This is a genomic window from Streptomyces spinoverrucosus (assembly GCF_015712165.1).
Classification (GTDB): Bacteria; Actinomycetota; Actinomycetes; order Streptomycetales; family Streptomycetaceae; genus Streptomyces; species Streptomyces spinoverrucosus_A.
The window spans coordinates 3,985,845-4,000,833 of record NZ_JADPZX010000001.1; the positions used below are offsets into that span (position 1 = coordinate 3,985,845).

A 14,989-nucleotide genomic window follows, 5' to 3' on the forward strand; every position below is an offset into this window, starting at 1 on the left:
GGCGGGATCGGCTCACCGGCTTCGGCGACGCTCGTGAAACCGCTGCTCGAATCCGGCCTCGTAGCGGGAGGGTGCCTCGGCCGACGACGACCGTTCCAGCACGCCGTCATCGGCCACGTAGAAGATCGCCCGCCAGATCCTCGTCTCTCCCCGGGGCACGGGAACGTAGACCATCCAGCCGACGCCGAGCCGCGACGCCGTGAGATCACGGACCGAATAGTCCGGGCCCTCCAGACCGTTGGCGAGCATGTACTCGCGCACGATGGCGATCGCCCGGTCTTCGGGGATCGGCGGCAAATCCGTGCGTCTCACCACGTCGGCCATCCACAGTTGCTGGAACGCACCGTCGATGTCGGCGTCCCCGCCACCGAACAGGTGGACCACCATGTCGCGGGTGACCGCTCCTGCCTCGGCCGCGGCCACCAGCCGCGCCGCCGCCCTCCGCACGGCCGGCTCCCCGCCCCGCCCGGTCAGACGCGCGACGGTGTCGCTCACGGTGGCCGCCGTCCGGATGCCCGGCAGGGCCACGGCGACGTCCTCGGGCTCCTGCGACTCGCCACGGCACCAGCGTTGCCCCTCGTACCAGTAACAGAAGGACATCAGGCCGTTCGATCCGCGTGCGTCGAGGACGTCGTCCGTCACCCAGTCCGGCGCTCCGGCGAACAGGTCGGGGAACGGCGCGTCCCCCCGGTATGCGGCAGCCAGTTCGGGCGCATCCCGCACGCCCCCCGACAGCACCGCGCGCTCCCCGGGGAGCAGCCGGAGTGTCGAACCTCCTCGGGAGGAGTTCTCGAACCAGGCGTGCGAGGGCCGCACTCGGGGACCCCTCAGGGATCCCGCCGCGACGAACGCGGCCGACAGCGTCGCCCACCACGCCCACACCACCGGGAGTTCGGGCATCGCGTCGCCCAGCGCCACCCCCCGTACCTCGGCCTCCGCGTCGGCCCGTGCCCGTGCCGCGGCCACCCGCGGGCTGCGCGACTGCCGGTCCTCATGGCCTACGTAGGCCGCGAGCCAGGTAGGCAGCTTCTCGTGCGGAAACCCGAAGCGTGCCAGGTCGGCGCGGTACGCGTCCGGCGGAAGCAGGTACTCGTCCGGGAACGGCGCTTCGCCGTGGTCGTAGTCGACTTCGGGGACGCCGTCGGCCGTCAACCGGATCTCCAAGCGCCACCACGGTCCGGTGGGCATCAGCGCGGCCAGTTCCCGGTGTGCGCGTACCAGGTCCATCACCGAGGCACTGGGCCCGATGTCCAGTGACCGGGCGTCGATGTCGTAGACCAGGCGTGCTCTTTCGGTCTGTCCGGTCAGCGCGAACACAGCGTCGAGCCGCAGCCAGCCCTTCGGCGCGTCGACGGCGAGTTCATGGACGATGCGATCCTCGAGCGCGTGCACCCGCGCCTGCGTTTCCGGATCCGGCGCCGGATCCATCAGCAGGGCCAGGTCGACGTTCGACGCGTGCTGCTGAGCGAGCCCTTGGAACACTTCGCGCAGCACGACCGCGAACGTGTCGTCCGTTCCCGCGCCACGCGGGCCTCCTTCGGGTGTCACGCCGGCCAGACCCTTCGCAGCCGGTCGATCAGGGTGGGGGGACTGATTTCCTGCTCGAGCTGGAACAGGTAGCTGACGGGCGACTCCTCGAGAGCCGCCCGGCGCTGTCGGCGCCACTGGACGGGCGCGCTGACCACGCAGGCGGCCACCGCGGCGGGCACAGTGAACGCCGCGGGTACCCCGGCCGTCTGGGCCGCCAGCGCGGCCAGCGGCGGCAACGCCACCGACTTGACGTTGGCCAGGGCCCAAACCGACTCAAGGCCCACACTCCGCAGCCGCTCCCGCAACTCGCCCAGCTGCGCGGACACGGTCCGCTGGACTTCGCTGTGCAGGTACTCCTGAAAGACGGCCAGGTCGCGTACGTGCTCCAGTGCGGCAAAGCTTTGCACCTGCTCGGTGACGTACGTCCGGAAGGCGTCCAACTCGGCGCCGAACTTCGACCGGACCTCGATGATCTTCTCGACCGGTACGGCGTCCAGGTTCGCCGGCACCACGGTCGCGAATGCCAGGAACACGAACGCGTCCACCAGGTCCGGACCGGGCTGGGACCGGTCGTCATGAGGCGCGGGAGGGTCGACCAGCAGGCGCACCAGGCGGTCGAGGGTCCAACCGGACAACGCGGTGTGGGACAGCTCCTGATCGGTGACCGGCTGCAGCTGGTTGTCGAGGGCGACGCGTTCGGTCAACGCGCAGGTGTAGACGGACGCGAGTTCCGGATGCATCCCCACCCAGGTCCCGCCTCTGCCCGGCCCGGTGATCGCAAGCCCGGCCTCCACAGAGGCGGCCACGACCTCGGGTCCGATCTTGCTGGCGTGCACGAATCCGAACCGGGGATTGAGCCACGTCACCGCGTCGCGCGCCGCCGGATCGTCGGTCCTCCCCGTCGAACGCAGGTCTCCGGCGTACCCGAATCCGGCCTCGTCGGCGGGAATGCCCCAGGTGTCGATCCGGTGGACCCCGAAGCGATCACGCAGCGCCTGGGCGTGATCGTTGATCAACGTCAGGAACGGCTGCCCCACCTCGGCCCATGCCCACTTCGGCGGCTCGATGTCCACCAGCCACCGCTCCTCGTGCAACCGCGTGGACACCACGGAATCCAGGAGGGGGTAGTCCGGCGGGCAAAGCCTGCCCATCTTGGGCCAGTACAGCGCGGCGTACTTCAGCCAGGTGTCATCCCGCACATGAATGTGCGGGTAATACAACGCTATCGGGTTCACCAGGCCCCCAACGTCGGCGCCCCATCGGCACATCGGCCCATCGGATCTGCCTGGAGTTTACCCAGGGCTCATGCGTCAGCCAGTCGATGCCGGCGGTGTGGTCGGTGCCCGCGGGGACCGTGACCTCCGGGTCACCGTTGTTGAAGGTGTGCGTGAGATTGGCTGAGGGGGATCGGCAGGTCCGGCGTCACGGTTCCGGGGCCCTCGACCGGACGTCGTAGTGAAGATCGGCGGGCGTTACGCGAGTTCGTCCCCCTCCAGACGGTAGCCCTGTCCGCGCACCGTGGTGATTCTGGACGCCCCCACCTTGCGGCGGAGGTATCGGACGTACACATCGACGACGTTGGAGCCTTCCGACGCCTCGTACCCCCAGACGTCGGAGAGCAGGTCCTCCCGGCTGAGCACCTCGCCGGCGTTGCGCATGAGGTGTTGCAGCAGGGCTGCCTCTCGGGCGCTGAGCGGGATGATCCGGCCGTCGACGTACGCCTGGCGGGTTCGGGTCTCCAGGGCGATTCCGGCGCGGCGCAGGACGGAGCTGTCGCTCTCGCGCAGCCGCAGGCGCAGGCGGACCCTGGCGAGGAGTTCCTCGAAGCTGAAGGGTTTGGTCATGTAGTCGTCGGCTCCGCCCTCCAGGCCGTGCACCGTGTCGGCGACGGTGTCCCGGGCGGTGAGGATGATGACCGGGAGGGCACTGTGCGCCGTGCGCAGGCGGGCGATGACGGTGAAGCCGTTCTCGCCGGGCAGGCCGATGTCCAGGACCATCAGGTCGAAGGTGCCCGACATGGCCGCGCGCCGGGCTGCCTCGCCGTCGGTGACGACGGTGGTGCGAAAACCCTGAGCGGTGAAGCGTTCCGAGAGGTAGGAGGCTATGTGGGTCTCGTCCTCGGCGATGAGGAGGTGGTGGCGGGGCCGTCCGGTATGGCTCATGGTTCGTGGGTGCCGCCGTTCAGGGCGTGGGTGACGTAGGGGATGCCCAGGGTGAAGGTCGCTCCGCGGCCCGGAGCGCTGTCCACCTGGACCTCGCCGTGGTGCGCCTCGGCTATGGCCTTGACGATGGCGAGTCCGAGCCCGGCCCCGGTTCTGCCCCGGCTCTCCTGCGCCCTCGTGAACCGCTCGAAGATGCGTTGCTGGTCGCCCTGCCGGATGCCGGGGCCGCTGTCCTTGACCCACAGTTCGACCCGGTCGGCTCCGGCCCGGCCGCCGATCCAGATACGGCCGTGCTGCTCGGTGTGCTGAGCGGCGTTCTGGGCGAGTTGGATCATGGCCTGGGTGAGGAGCTGGCGGTCGGCGTGGAGGGTGTCGCGGTTCGGGTTCTCCGCGAAGTCGAGGAGCCAGCGGCGTTCGGCCAGCGCGGCGGCCTTGACGTACACCTCTTCGATCAGTTCGGAGAGGCTGAGGTCCTCGGGGCGCAGGGCGTCCGGGCGGCGGGCCTTGGCCAGCATGAGGAGTTCCTCCGCCATGCGGTGCATGCGGTGCAGTTCGTCGGTGACCACCGCCACCGTCCGGGCGCGGTCCGCCGCGTCGTCGGGGAGTGTCTCCAGTCGGCTGAGCACGATGGTGATGGGGGTGCGCAGTTCGTGGCCCACGTCGTTCATGAACTGCCGTTTCGTGGTGAACGCGTCGTCCAGGCGGTCGAGCATGTCGTTGAAGGTGCCTGCCAGTTGGCCGATCTCGTCCCGGTCCTGGACGGGGATACGGCGGGTGATGTCCGACTCGTGGATCGACCGGGCGGTGTCCCGCAGGAGCCGCAACGGCGCGACGATACGGCTGGCGAAGATCCAGCCGACGCAGGCGGACAGCAGCATCGCGCCGAGACCGAGAGAGATCTGGATGCGGATCGACTCGCGGATGTGGTCGCGTTCCTGATGGGTGAAGACGGCGATGACGAGCACGCCTCGCGCCGGGTCGCCCACCACGGTGACGGGCACGGCCACGAACCGCACGGAGCCCGCAGCGCTCGTCGCGTCCCCGTAGGAGGGTGAGCGGACCGTGGCGGCCCTGGCCATGAGCGCGCGGTCGGTGTCCAGGCGAGCCAGTGGCTTCTCGGCGGAGCGGCGGTACGGCTCTGAGTCGACCAGGGTGATCAGGGTCTGGCCGTGCTCCGGTATGTAGCCCTCCAGGTAGGAGACGAAGAGTGCGCGGATGCCGCCGTTAGCCGACCCCGCACCGCCCGACGTCGCGGTCGCGGTCGCGGTCGCGAAGGAACGGAACGCCTCGACGTCGTGGGCGAGTTCGCGGTCGACGCGTTCGTTCAGGCGAGCCGTGAGGATGAACGATTCCGCGCCGGTGAGGCTCGCCAGCGTCAGCCCCACGAGCACCAGCATCCGCCCCAGCAGACGCACTCGGATCGACCGGAGCGGGTGGCGCCCGGCCGTGCCGACGGGCCGCTTCGGCGGTTCGGGCTCAGCCGTCCTCACCGGAGTCGTCCCCGTCATCGTCTCCGTCGTCGGACTCGGACGGACTCGGGGTGGCCGAGGTGGCCGGAGCCGACGCCGTCGTATCGTCATCGGCCGACCTCCCTGCGGGCACAGGGGGCTTCGGCGCCACGGGCTGCGCCGTACGGGTCCGGTCGGGGTCCGTGTCCTCAGGCTGCTCCGCCTCGGTGGTGGCGGGGGCGACGGTGTCCTCGTCGCCGTACTCGTCGGGGGTCCATGTCGTCGCGCCGGGTGACGGCGACCGGGTTCGGGTCCCTTCCGACGCCCGGCTCTCCGGGGCCGGTACGGAACTACTCGTGGCACCGGGGCCGGTGCGGCCGACGACGACGGGCTCACCGAGATCCGGAGGCGGTGCCTGCTGGGCACCGGCGACGGGGATTCCGACGAGCAGAAGCGCGCCGACCGCGAGAGCGGCGAGACGCTGGCTGCGGGTCACGGGGGTACGACCTCCTCGGGGTGCTGGGGCGGGGTGCGTCATCGGACCCAGCCCGAAGAGGTACCAGCGAGGTCCGGCAGCGGCCTGCTGGACGCATTGCCTGCTCTTGAACTTTGTGTGTGGGCGATGCGCGGACTGTGTGCGGGGGCGGCACCCCGCACGGACGCTGTTGATGTCCGTACGGGGTGCCGCCCCCGCGTTCCGTTCAGACGGCAGTGATGACCTTGGCCGACGCGGAGTCGGCCACTCCGTGCCGGTCGGCCCAGTTCTCCAGGGCGGTACGGCAGGCATGGTCGAGGTGGTGCACCCGGGTGAGGTTCAGCTCGACGGTGCGGTCCTGCGGGATGGCCTCCAGGGCGTCGAGGATCTTCGGCAGCCGCAGGAAGGTCGCGTTGCCGCTCAGGTGGGCCTGCACGGGACCCGCCCCCTTGTCGACGATCTCCAGCTTGACGTGGGACGCCTCCCAGGCCGTCTTGACCACGGCGAGCGCGAGACCGATCAGAACGCCCTCGAACATGCTGATCGCGACGATCGACACCGCGGTGACGACGAGGATCACGGCCTCGCCGCGGTGGCCACGCCACAGGATGGCGAGCCCCTTCACCGGGATCAGCTTGAAGCCGGAGTACACCAGGACGGCCGCGAGTGCCGGGATGGGGATGACGCCCAGCGCGGCCGGGAGCAGGGCGGCGAACAGCAGCAGCCAGGCTCCGTGCATGACCCGGGACGCCTTGGTCCGCGCCCCCGCCTGGACGTTGGCCGCGCTGCGCACGATCACCGCGGTCATCGGCAGCGCGCCGAGCAGGCCGCAGACCGTGTTGCCGACGCCCTGGGCCATCAGCTCCTTGTCGTAGTGGGTGCGCGGACCGTCGTGCAGCCGGTCCACAGCGGCCGCGCTGAACAGGCTTTCCGCCGAGGCGATGAGCGTGAACGCCAGGACTGTGCTCAGCACCCCGACATCCACCAGATCGGCGAAGGCGGAGGGCGCGGGCGGCTGGATCACCGACACCAGCCCCTCGACCGTCACCTTGGTCACGGGCAGGCTGAACGCCAGCGAGGCGACGGTCGCGAGCGCGACAGCCGCCAGCGGGCCCGGCACGACCCGTACCTTCTTCGGCAGCTTCGGCCACAGCACGAGTACGGCGATGGTGCCCACGCCCAGCAGCAGCGAGGTCACGGCCGGGGCGGAGCCCAGCGAGTCGGCGAACATGCCCGGCAGTCCGGCGATCTTGTCGATCCCGGAGGCCGGTGCCTTGCTCTGCGTCATCGCGTACAGCTGGCCGGCGATCAGCACCAGGCCGATTCCGGCGAGCATGCCCTCGACCACGGCGACGGAGATGGCCCGGAACCAGCGGCCCCAGCGCAGCGCGCCCATGCCGAGTTGCAGCAGCCCCGTGGCCAGCACGATCACGCCGAGCGCGCCGAGCCCGTGCGTGTGCACGGCCTCGAAGACCAGCACGGTCATTCCGGCGGCCGGGCCCGACACCTGAAGGCTGCTGCCCGGCAGCATGCCCGTGACGAGACCGCCGACGATACCGGTGACGATGCCGAGTTCGGCCGGCACACCCGAGGCGACAGCCACGCCCACGCACAGCGGCAGGGCGACCAGGAACACGACGACGGAGGCAGCGAAGTCCTGCTTGAAGTAAGCGGTGTTCATCGGATGCCTCACAGCGCCTGGAAGGAGTCGGATTCGTTCTGGTACGCCAGCACGGCGCCGGTGTGGACCTCGTAGAACCAGGCGTGGACCCGCAGCCGCTCGTCCCTCAGGCGCGTCTCGACGCACGGGTACGACATCAGCCGGACCACCTGCCCCAAGACGTGGTGCTGGACCGCCTCGGCGACCAGTGGGTCGTCCGGTGCGCCGGACGGCAGTGCGGCGGCGTGACCGAGCCACTCGCGCACCGCCGGAACGGCCGAGAGATCGTCGCCGCGCACCAGCGCGCCGACCGCGCCGCAGTGCGAGTGCCCGCAGACCACGATGTCGGTGACACCGAGCACCTTGACGGCGTACTCGATCGTCGCGGCCTCGGAGGTGGGACCCACGTCGTACGGCGGGACGATGTTCCCCGCCGTACGCAGCTCGAAGAGCTCACCGGGGCGGGCACCGGTGATGAGTGAGGGGATGACACGGGAGTCGGAGCAGGTGATGAAGAGTGCGTACGGCGACTGCCCTGCGGCCAGTTCGCCCAGTTCGGCGCCCTGGGAGTGGGCGAAGGTGCGTGCGTGTGCGATGAGGGTTTGCATGTCAGTTTCCTCGTGAGGAGAGGTGTCACTGGCAAGGGACCGGCAATGGCTCGCCGTTGAGCCACCGCCGTCGAACTGGTGGAACCGTGGGGGGCGGAATCAAGGGGAAGTGGAACCGGCGGAACTAGTCGTCGTCGCCGTCGTCGTCGCCCGTCCACGGGCCGGTGATGGCGAGGAGGATGCCGGGGTCCTGGATGTTGGCGAACAGCGTCCTGCCGTCGGCGGAGAAGGTGACGCCGGCGAACTCGCTGTACTCCGGGGCCTCGGCGGTGCCGACGTTCAGCTCGTTGCGGGCGATGGGGTAGGTCCGGCCGTCGGCGGTGGCACCGAAAAGGTGGGACACGCCCTCGCCGTCCTCGGCGATCACCAGGCCGCCGAAAGGAGAGACGGTGATGTTGTCGGGGCCGTCGTAGGCGCCGTCCTGCGACGGGTCGGTGTTGACGGCCAGCAGGACCTTGAGGGTGATGGTGCTGGTGCGCGGGTCGTAGAACCACACCTGGCCGTCGTGCGGGGCGCCGGGGCTCTCGGTGCGCGCGTAGCTGGAGACGAAGTAGGCGCCGCCGTCGCCCCACCACATGCCCTCGAGCTTGCGGGAGCGGGTGATCTCACCGGCCAGGAACTGCTTGCGCACGGAAGTGGTGACGGCGTCACGGTCGGGCACCTTGACCCAGTCCACGCGGTAGACGGTGCCGACCTTCGTGGCGCGCGAGAGGTCGTCGACGTACTGGCCGCCGGCGTCGAAGCACTTGAACGCCTCCAGCACGCCCGCGTTGTCGGCCAGGGCGCGCAGCTTGCCGGGGCCGTGGGTGAAGCGGACCGGCGGGGTCCAGCGGTAGAGGAGGCCGTTGGGCTTGGAGGCGTCCTCGGTGAGGTAGAGGTGGCCGCGGTTCTTGTCGACGACGACCGCCTCGTGGGCGTAGCGGCCGAGGCACTTGATCGGCTTGGGGTCGAGGTTGGCTGCGCTACCGTGCTCGGGGTCGACCTCGAAGACGTAGCCGTGGTCCTTGGTCATGCCGGCCTCGCCGGCCTTGTCCTCGGTCTCCTCGCAGGTGAGCCAGGTGCCCCAGGGGGTGACGCCGCCCGCGCAGTTGGTGGAGGTGCCGGCGATGCCGACCCACTCGCGCACGGAATCATCGGCCACCTCGACGACCGTGCAGCCGCCGGCCGCAGCCGGGTCGTAGACCAGACCGTCCAGGTGCGGCACCGGGTCGTCGGCCTCGCTCAGTGGGTCGTCGATCTCGTGGTTGTTCACCAGCAGGGTCACGGCGTCGTCGTCATCGTCGTCTCCGCCGGCGGAGAACGCGCCCGTGCCGTCGTGGTTGCTCGGGGTGGTCTGGCCGGACTCCAGGGTGGTGACACCGGTGCGGGTCAGGATCCGGTAGGAGAAGCCCTCGGGCAGGGCGAGGATGCCCTTGGGGTCCGGGACCAGCGGGCCGTAGCCGACAGCGCCACCGGTCGCGGCCGTGTCGGCCACGGCGCCGGGCGCCGTGAGCAGCGCCTCCACACTGCCGATGAGCATGACCCCGGCGCCGGCCAGCGCCGATCGGCTCAGCATTTCCCTGCGGTTCAGCGGCATCTCGTCTCCCGAGCGGAGTGGTGAGCGGACTTCGGCCGACCGGTGGAGGCCGACGCTCGCCATGCTGGGCAGCCGGGACGAACCTCAGCGGAAGTCAGGGGGAAGTCATGAATGTGCGGTTCTCATGTTTCTCATTCGCGGGACATGCGTCCGCCTGCGTGCGGACCGGGGCACGGTGGCGAACGTCAGGGGTTTGAGGAGCGGCAGCACGAGATGGCCGCCGGGCTCGACGAGATGGCGCGTGCCGAGCGCGCGAAGAACCAAAGGCGGAGCCGTCGTAGGGCCAATGGTGAGCCAGAGGTCGGGCACCGAACTCGCCCTGGAGGGCCACCGCTTCGAGCTCAGGGGCGGACCGGCCGCAGCTCTGGTCGAACTGTCTGCGGGCCGGCGACACCGTGTATCTCTCCGGGCTCACCGCTCGGGCACCGCCGGCCCGATCGAACCAGCGGACTCCTGGTCCCACGTCGCCTGGCCCACCGTCGGCCAGGACCTGTCCGAACGCATCACCCAGCACCGGAGCTGGCCGGCCTCCGCCGCCGGGACGTCGACGTCGACAACCTGCGCATCCGGGTCCGCCTCGCCGAGCCGGAGCGGATGAACGGGCGGCGCCTACAGGACGACACCAAGTCCGAGGCCGGAACCCGGACTGTGATTCTTCCCGCGTTCCTCCACCGGGAGCTCCGCCGGCGTCTGAAGAGCTACGCCGAGCCGAGCCTCGATGTCACGCCGACGGCGGCCCTGTCCCAGCCCTCCGACAGACCGACGCCCCTGGAGGCGAGGCCGCCGAGGACCTGGTCCGCGCCGCTCGCGCTCGCTTCGGCCTGCACGGGTACGTCCCGGCGCGAGCCCCCTAGGCAACCGCGTCGAACGCCTCCGTCTCCTCGGCAACGGGGCATGGGGAACTGCGCCGGATACATCAATCCGGCACATGGACTACTCTTGGTACATGTCCATGAAGCGCACCAATGTCTACGCCGACCCCGAGGACCTGGCCATCATCAAAGAGGCCGCCAAGCGCCGAGGTATAAGCGAGGCCGAGATCATCCGCCAGGGCATCCACCTTGCAGCCATGGCGAACCGGGTCTGGGACGAGCCGCTGTTCTCACGCACCTTCGAGGGGCCGGGGCGCTCGCTGCCCAAGTCGGAGGTTCGGGACACGGTCGCCGAGGCCGTCCGGCGCGAGACCGGCTCGGGTTCCGGATCCACCGCATGATCATTGTCATCACCGATACGTCCGGCCTCCTGGCGGCCCTGGACTCGGCTCATCCGGAGCACGCGGCGGCGAGCGAGGCGATCATGGCGGCGGGCCTGCTGGTCATGTCCCCGCTCCTGCTGGCCGAACTGGATCATGTGGCGACGCGTGAGCTCGGCAGGGAGGCTGCCCTCAGTGCGGTCGACGACCTGCGGCGCTGGATGAGCCGGGGTCGTGTCGTCATGCCGGAGATCACGGAGGACCACCTGGGCGCCGCCCAGTCTGTCCGTGTCCGCTACCGCGCGCTGGACCTCGGCCTAGCCGACGCGGTGAACGTGGCGCTTGCCGCCGAGTACGACACGGACGCGATTCTCACCCTCGACCGACGGGACTTCCGGGCCGTACGCCCGTTGGGCCGCTACAAGGCGTTCCGGGTACTCCCCGACGATCTCCCGCTCTGACGCAGGACCCTCGGCGGTCAAGTACCCGCTCCCGCAAGGGGCTTGTGCACTGCCACGCCGAAGCGTGTGTATGACGGGGTATCCATGCTCCCCCGCACTCGCGGCCTCGGCGCTCTCGGCCGCGCAGAGCAGGACATCGCACCCCTCGGCCAGATTCGTCAGGCCAGGGCAGGGGGCCGTGTCCCCGGAGTTACACCAGCGACCGGCCCGCGGCCTCGACTCGTAGGGCGAACGCGGGGGATGCCGTGCGCCACAGCTCACCTCTACTGGGCCCCGGAGTGTGCCGGTCACTGCCGATGCTGCTGCGTTCCCTGGGGCTTTGAGTCGTCCGGGGCGGTCTCCCCCTGGATCACCCGGGGCACCGACGGATCGTCCTCGTCCTTCATCGCCCTGGCCTCCGCCTTGAGAATGCGGGCCGACTTGCCCGCCGAGCGGGCCAGTTCGGGAAGCTTCTTCGCGCACAGGACGGCTATGACGACGATGAGGATGATCGCGAGCTCGCTCAGTCCGAACATCAGGGTCCTGTCCTTCTGGAGAGGTGGGTGGCATGTTCACGCATGTTGCGGGAGCCCTTAAAACTACAGCACTGTAGAAGTGAGGAAAGGTTGCCTCTGCTTTCCTTTTCCTTACGATGTACCGCTCGATGTATCGCACATTACGTGCAGGCCAGCGGAAGGGAGACAGGGCATGGCGGATGACCGGCAGCGTTCCCGGCGCCGGGGACAGGGCGAGCTGGAGGCGCTGGTCCTGTCGGCGCTGCGGGAGGCGGACGGTCCGGCGACGGCCGGCTGGGTGCAGGAGCGGGTCGGCGGGGACCTCGCATATACGACGGTGATCACGATCCTGACCCGGCTGTTGGCCAAGGGGGTCGTGACTCGGGAACGCGCGGGCCGTTCCTTCGCGTGGACGCCCGCGTCGGACGAGGCGGGCCTCGCCGCGCACCGGATGCGCAAGGTGCTGGACGCCGAGAGTGACCGGGAGGCCGTGCTCGCCAGCTTCGTCACGAGCCTCGGGCCCGACGACGAGCGGCTTCTGCGCGAGCTGCTGGGTCAGTCCCGGAAAGGGGAAGACTGACACCTCATGGGCGTCTTCGTCTTTCTGCCGCTGGTCCTGCCCCTCACGGCATGGCCGATCGCGCGCCTGGCCGAGCAGCACCTGCATCCCCGCACCGCGACGAGGCTGCTGACCGGAGTCACGGCGGTGATGGCGATGTGCAGCACGGTGTGCCTGGGCCTGGTGATGGTGGTCGGCACAGCCCAACTCCCCGGCAACCCGCTGCCCGACGGCTGGTCGGACCCGGAAGTGCGGGCGGCGGTGCCGTACGACGAGGTCGTCGGCAAGGCGGCGATCCCGGCGCTGTGCGCGGTGGTCGTGGCCTGCGCCCGCACCCTGTGGCGGCACGGTCGGGTACGCCGCCACGCTCACCGGGCGCTGGCCGGGCTGCCGGGGACAGACGTCGCCGTACTCCCCGACACGTTGCCGTACGCGTACGCGCTGCCCGGCGGCCGACGCGACCGCGTGGTCGTCACCACCGGCCTCCTGGACCACCTCGAACCCGCCGAACGCCGGGCCCTGTTCGCCCACGAGCGCGCCCATCTCGCCGCCGGGCACCACCGTTTCCTGCTCGCCGTCCAACTGGCCGCGCGCGCCAACCCGTTCCTGCGCCCGCTGCGTACAGCGGTCTCGTACACGGCGGAACGCTGGGCCGACGAGGAAGCGGCACAAGTGGTCGGCAGCCGTCGGACGGTGGCGCATGCGATCGGCAAGGCGGCTCTGGTGTCCCGAGGCACTCCGGTCGCGACGCTGGCCGGCTTTGCCGCACCGGGGCCGGTGCCGCGCCGGGTGGCCGCGCTGCTCGGGCCGGCTCCGATGGTGCGCCGCTGGCCGTCGCTGTTCACGTCGGTGGGCCTGGCGGCGTGGTGTGCGGCCGCCGGGACGGCCGTCTCGGCCATGTCGTCCGCGAACGCGGCGGTGACGATGGTCCTCATCCTGCACGCGGCGACACCTCTCTGAACGTAGAGCGTCTCCGAGCAGTTGTGCCAGGGCGGACGCTGCTCGCGTCCACCCCGGCACCGGACTGCCGTCGGTCAGAGGTCGAACTCGTGCGGCGGCAGGTCGAGCGCGTAGCACGCCTCCCGCACCACGGCCTGCTCATCCTTGTCGAAGTCGCCGTCGGCGCCGCCGATGACGATGCCGATCTGAATGACTGCCCGTGCCTCGGCCGGCTTCTTCTTCGCCTTTGCGATCTCCTGCATCACGCTCACCTTGCCGAAGTCGAAGTCGGTGGTGAGGCGGTTCAGGTTGTCCTCGAAGCGTCGGCGCAGGTCGTCGGCGGGGAAGTTCTGCAACACCTCGTTCGTGGCGATCAGTTGGGCCACCCGCTGCCGCTCGGAGGGGTCGACGGTGCCGTCGGCAGCGGCGACGAGCGCGCACATCGCCATGCTCGCGTCGCGGAAGGCGCCGCTCTTGAGGTCGTTCTTCTTCGCCATCAGCTGGGTCTGCATCGTCGATGCGGACTCCTTGAGGCGGTCCCACAGGGCCATGAGGACTCCAGTACGGTCGTTGCTTACTTCTACAGTGCTGTAGAAGTTACCAGGGGTGAGGTCAACCCTCCTCTTCCTCCTCCTCGCCCTCGAAGAAGTCACCGATCTCGTCCACGACTTCGGCCGCGACCATGCCGCCGACGACACCGACCGCGAGCCCGGCCGCGCCCGCGGCGACGGCCGTGCCCATGCCCGGGCCGGAGTGGTGTCCGTCGTGGTGGTGCTTGTCGTGCCCGTGCCCGTGTCCGTGCCCGTGGTGGTCCTCGCGGCCGTACGGGGCGTGTGAGCCGTGCGACGCCCGGTGCTCCAGCAACTGCCGGATCCAGCCCTCGACTTCGGCGTTCCAGTCGCGGGAGTCGTGGTGGCCCACGGTGAACCGGGTGAGCGCGTCGTGGCCGGAGGAGAAGAGGCCGCCGCGCTTGTCGGCCTCCAGGACCACCTCCATGCCGGCCGGGCCGGCGAGGAAGCTCACCTCGATCTCGTTCACCTGGTGCGCGTACTGCGGCGACGGGGTGATCTCGATCTCCTGGTAAAAGGGCAGCTGCTGCCCGGTGCCGCCAATGCGGCCGTACTCCAGGTCGGCGGACCGGAAACCGAAGCCGAGCCGGCCGAACGCCTCCAGGACCGCCTCCTGGGCGGGCAGCGGTCCAACGGTCAGCGGGTCGAGGTCGCCCTTGTCCTTCGCGCCCGCCACTGACAACTCGGTGCGCACACCGAGGACGACGCCCAGCGGCTGGCCGTACAACTCCGTGATCGGTGTCTCCCAGGGCAGTGTCACGCTGAACGGCACCGAGCGCTCCTCGCCCTCGGTGAGCCGGAAGCCGCCGCCGACGGTGAACCGGTCGAAGGCGACGGCGCCCTCGCTCTCACCCTCGTCGTGCTCGGCCTCGACCCGGGCCACCAGCTCCAGAGTGATGTGCTCGATGTCGAAGTCGGCGGTGCCGCCCTTGAGGTGCACCTGGCCGGTGAGTGCGCCGCCGGGACGGACCGGGCCCGGGTCGAGGACCGTGTCCACCGTGGGGCCGCCCACGCCGAGCGAACCGAGCAGTCGTTTGAACACCATCGTGGCGTTCACTCCTTCACGTGCGTACGTGCGTATCCGTGGGAACAACCGGGGGTGCCGGGTCGTTCTCTACAAGCGAGTAGAAGCATAGGGTGGTTGGATCCGCCGTAGCCGGTGTCGCGGCCCTCGGTGCGGGAAAGTCCGAAAACGGTCGCGACTTGACCGCTGCAGAGGACTTGACCGGGATGCTTTGCTTGCCCTTTACCATGAGGTGAGGGTGCCGACGCCCTCGAAACCCACCGACGCGAGAAGGAGACACGAGCCCGCGATG

General features: G+C 70.0%; 16 protein-coding genes. 4 read left to right on the top strand and 12 right to left on the bottom strand.

Features of this window, described 5'->3' with window-relative positions; translation table 11 throughout:
- Positions 1 to 12: 12 nt before the first annotated feature.
- The 9 genes from I2W78_RS17915 to I2W78_RS41155 form a co-directional block, all read right to left on the bottom strand.
- Positions 13 to 1,548, bottom strand: coding sequence for a hypothetical protein (locus I2W78_RS17915; protein ID WP_196461210.1), 1,536 nt, complete (start codon positions 1,546 to 1,548; stop codon positions 13 to 15).
- On the bottom strand, positions 1,545 to 2,729 hold the full coding sequence (locus I2W78_RS17920; protein ID WP_196461212.1) for a DUF6236 family protein: 1,185 nt from the start codon (positions 2,727 to 2,729) through the stop codon (positions 1,545 to 1,547). The genes I2W78_RS17915 and I2W78_RS17920 overlap by 4 nt, the downstream gene beginning before the upstream one ends.
- A 273-nt stretch (positions 2,730 to 3,002) precedes the next feature.
- Positions 3,003 to 3,692 (bottom strand): response regulator transcription factor, encoded by a 690-nt coding sequence (locus tag I2W78_RS17925; protein WP_196461214.1) that lies wholly within the window; start codon positions 3,690 to 3,692, stop codon positions 3,003 to 3,005.
- On the bottom strand, positions 3,689 to 5,182 hold the full coding sequence (locus tag I2W78_RS41410) for a sensor histidine kinase (protein ID WP_196461216.1): 1,494 nt from the start codon (positions 5,180 to 5,182) through the stop codon (positions 3,689 to 3,691). The genes I2W78_RS17925 and I2W78_RS41410 overlap by 4 nt, the downstream gene beginning before the upstream one ends.
- On the bottom strand, positions 5,169 to 5,636 hold the full coding sequence (locus I2W78_RS17935) for a hypothetical protein (RefSeq protein WP_196461217.1): 468 nt from the start codon (positions 5,634 to 5,636) through the stop codon (positions 5,169 to 5,171). Before I2W78_RS17935 ends, I2W78_RS41410 begins: the two co-directional genes overlap by 14 nt.
- Before the next feature lie 205 nt (positions 5,637 to 5,841).
- A complete protein-coding gene (locus I2W78_RS17940) occupies positions 5,842 to 7,296 on the bottom strand; it encodes a SulP family inorganic anion transporter (protein ID WP_196461219.1) in 1,455 nt (484 codons plus the stop codon).
- Positions 7,297 to 7,304: 8 nt separating this feature from the next.
- Positions 7,305 to 7,883: a carbonic anhydrase gene (locus tag I2W78_RS17945; protein WP_196461221.1), complete on the bottom strand. Its 579-nt coding sequence runs from the start codon at positions 7,881 to 7,883 to the stop codon at positions 7,305 to 7,307.
- A 124-nt stretch (positions 7,884 to 8,007) separates the two neighbouring features.
- A complete protein-coding gene (locus I2W78_RS17950; RefSeq protein WP_196461223.1) occupies positions 8,008 to 9,459 on the bottom strand; it encodes an alkaline phosphatase PhoX in 1,452 nt (483 codons plus the stop codon).
- Positions 9,460 to 10,157: 698 nt separating this feature from the next.
- On the bottom strand, positions 10,158 to 10,286 hold the full coding sequence (locus I2W78_RS41155) for a hypothetical protein (RefSeq protein ID WP_269066525.1): 129 nt from the start codon (positions 10,284 to 10,286) through the stop codon (positions 10,158 to 10,160).
- 119 nt (positions 10,287 to 10,405) lie between these two features.
- Between I2W78_RS41155 and I2W78_RS17955 the strand changes: the two genes are divergently transcribed.
- Together I2W78_RS17955 and I2W78_RS17960 are read left to right on the top strand one after the other, a co-directional pair.
- A complete protein-coding gene (locus I2W78_RS17955) occupies positions 10,406 to 10,672 on the top strand; it encodes a ribbon-helix-helix domain-containing protein (RefSeq protein WP_196461224.1) in 267 nt (88 codons plus the stop codon).
- On the top strand, positions 10,669 to 11,112 hold the full coding sequence (locus I2W78_RS17960) for a PIN domain-containing protein (protein ID WP_196461226.1): 444 nt from the start codon (positions 10,669 to 10,671) through the stop codon (positions 11,110 to 11,112). The genes I2W78_RS17955 and I2W78_RS17960 overlap by 4 nt, the downstream gene beginning before the upstream one ends.
- Before the next feature lie 287 nt (positions 11,113 to 11,399).
- Here I2W78_RS17960 and I2W78_RS17965 read toward each other — a convergent pair whose 3' ends face one another.
- Positions 11,400 to 11,627 carry a twin-arginine translocase TatA/TatE family subunit gene (locus I2W78_RS17965; protein ID WP_196461228.1) on the bottom strand — a complete coding sequence of 76 codons (228 nt, stop codon included), beginning with the start codon at positions 11,625 to 11,627 and terminating at the stop codon, positions 11,400 to 11,402.
- A 172-nt stretch (positions 11,628 to 11,799) separates the two neighbouring features.
- On the opposite strand from I2W78_RS17965, the gene I2W78_RS17970 reads away from it, so the two are divergent.
- Positions 11,800 to 12,186 carry a BlaI/MecI/CopY family transcriptional regulator gene (locus I2W78_RS17970; protein ID WP_196461230.1) on the top strand — a complete coding sequence of 129 codons (387 nt, stop codon included), beginning with the start codon at positions 11,800 to 11,802 and terminating at the stop codon, positions 12,184 to 12,186.
- Between the two features lie 6 nt (positions 12,187 to 12,192).
- Positions 12,193 to 13,125, top strand: coding sequence for a M56 family metallopeptidase (locus I2W78_RS17975; RefSeq protein ID WP_196461232.1), 933 nt, complete (start codon positions 12,193 to 12,195; stop codon positions 13,123 to 13,125).
- Between the two features lie 74 nt (positions 13,126 to 13,199).
- Here I2W78_RS17975 and I2W78_RS17980 read toward each other — a convergent pair whose 3' ends face one another.
- Together I2W78_RS17980 and I2W78_RS17985 are read right to left on the bottom strand one after the other, a co-directional pair.
- Positions 13,200 to 13,655, bottom strand: a complete 456-nt coding sequence (locus tag I2W78_RS17980; RefSeq protein ID WP_196461234.1) for a tellurite resistance TerB family protein — start codon at positions 13,653 to 13,655, stop codon at positions 13,200 to 13,202.
- 61 nt (positions 13,656 to 13,716) lie between these two features.
- Positions 13,717 to 14,718, bottom strand: a complete 1,002-nt coding sequence (locus I2W78_RS17985; protein ID WP_196461236.1) for a sporulation protein — start codon at positions 14,716 to 14,718, stop codon at positions 13,717 to 13,719.
- Positions 14,719 to 14,989: the final 271 nt, after the last annotated feature.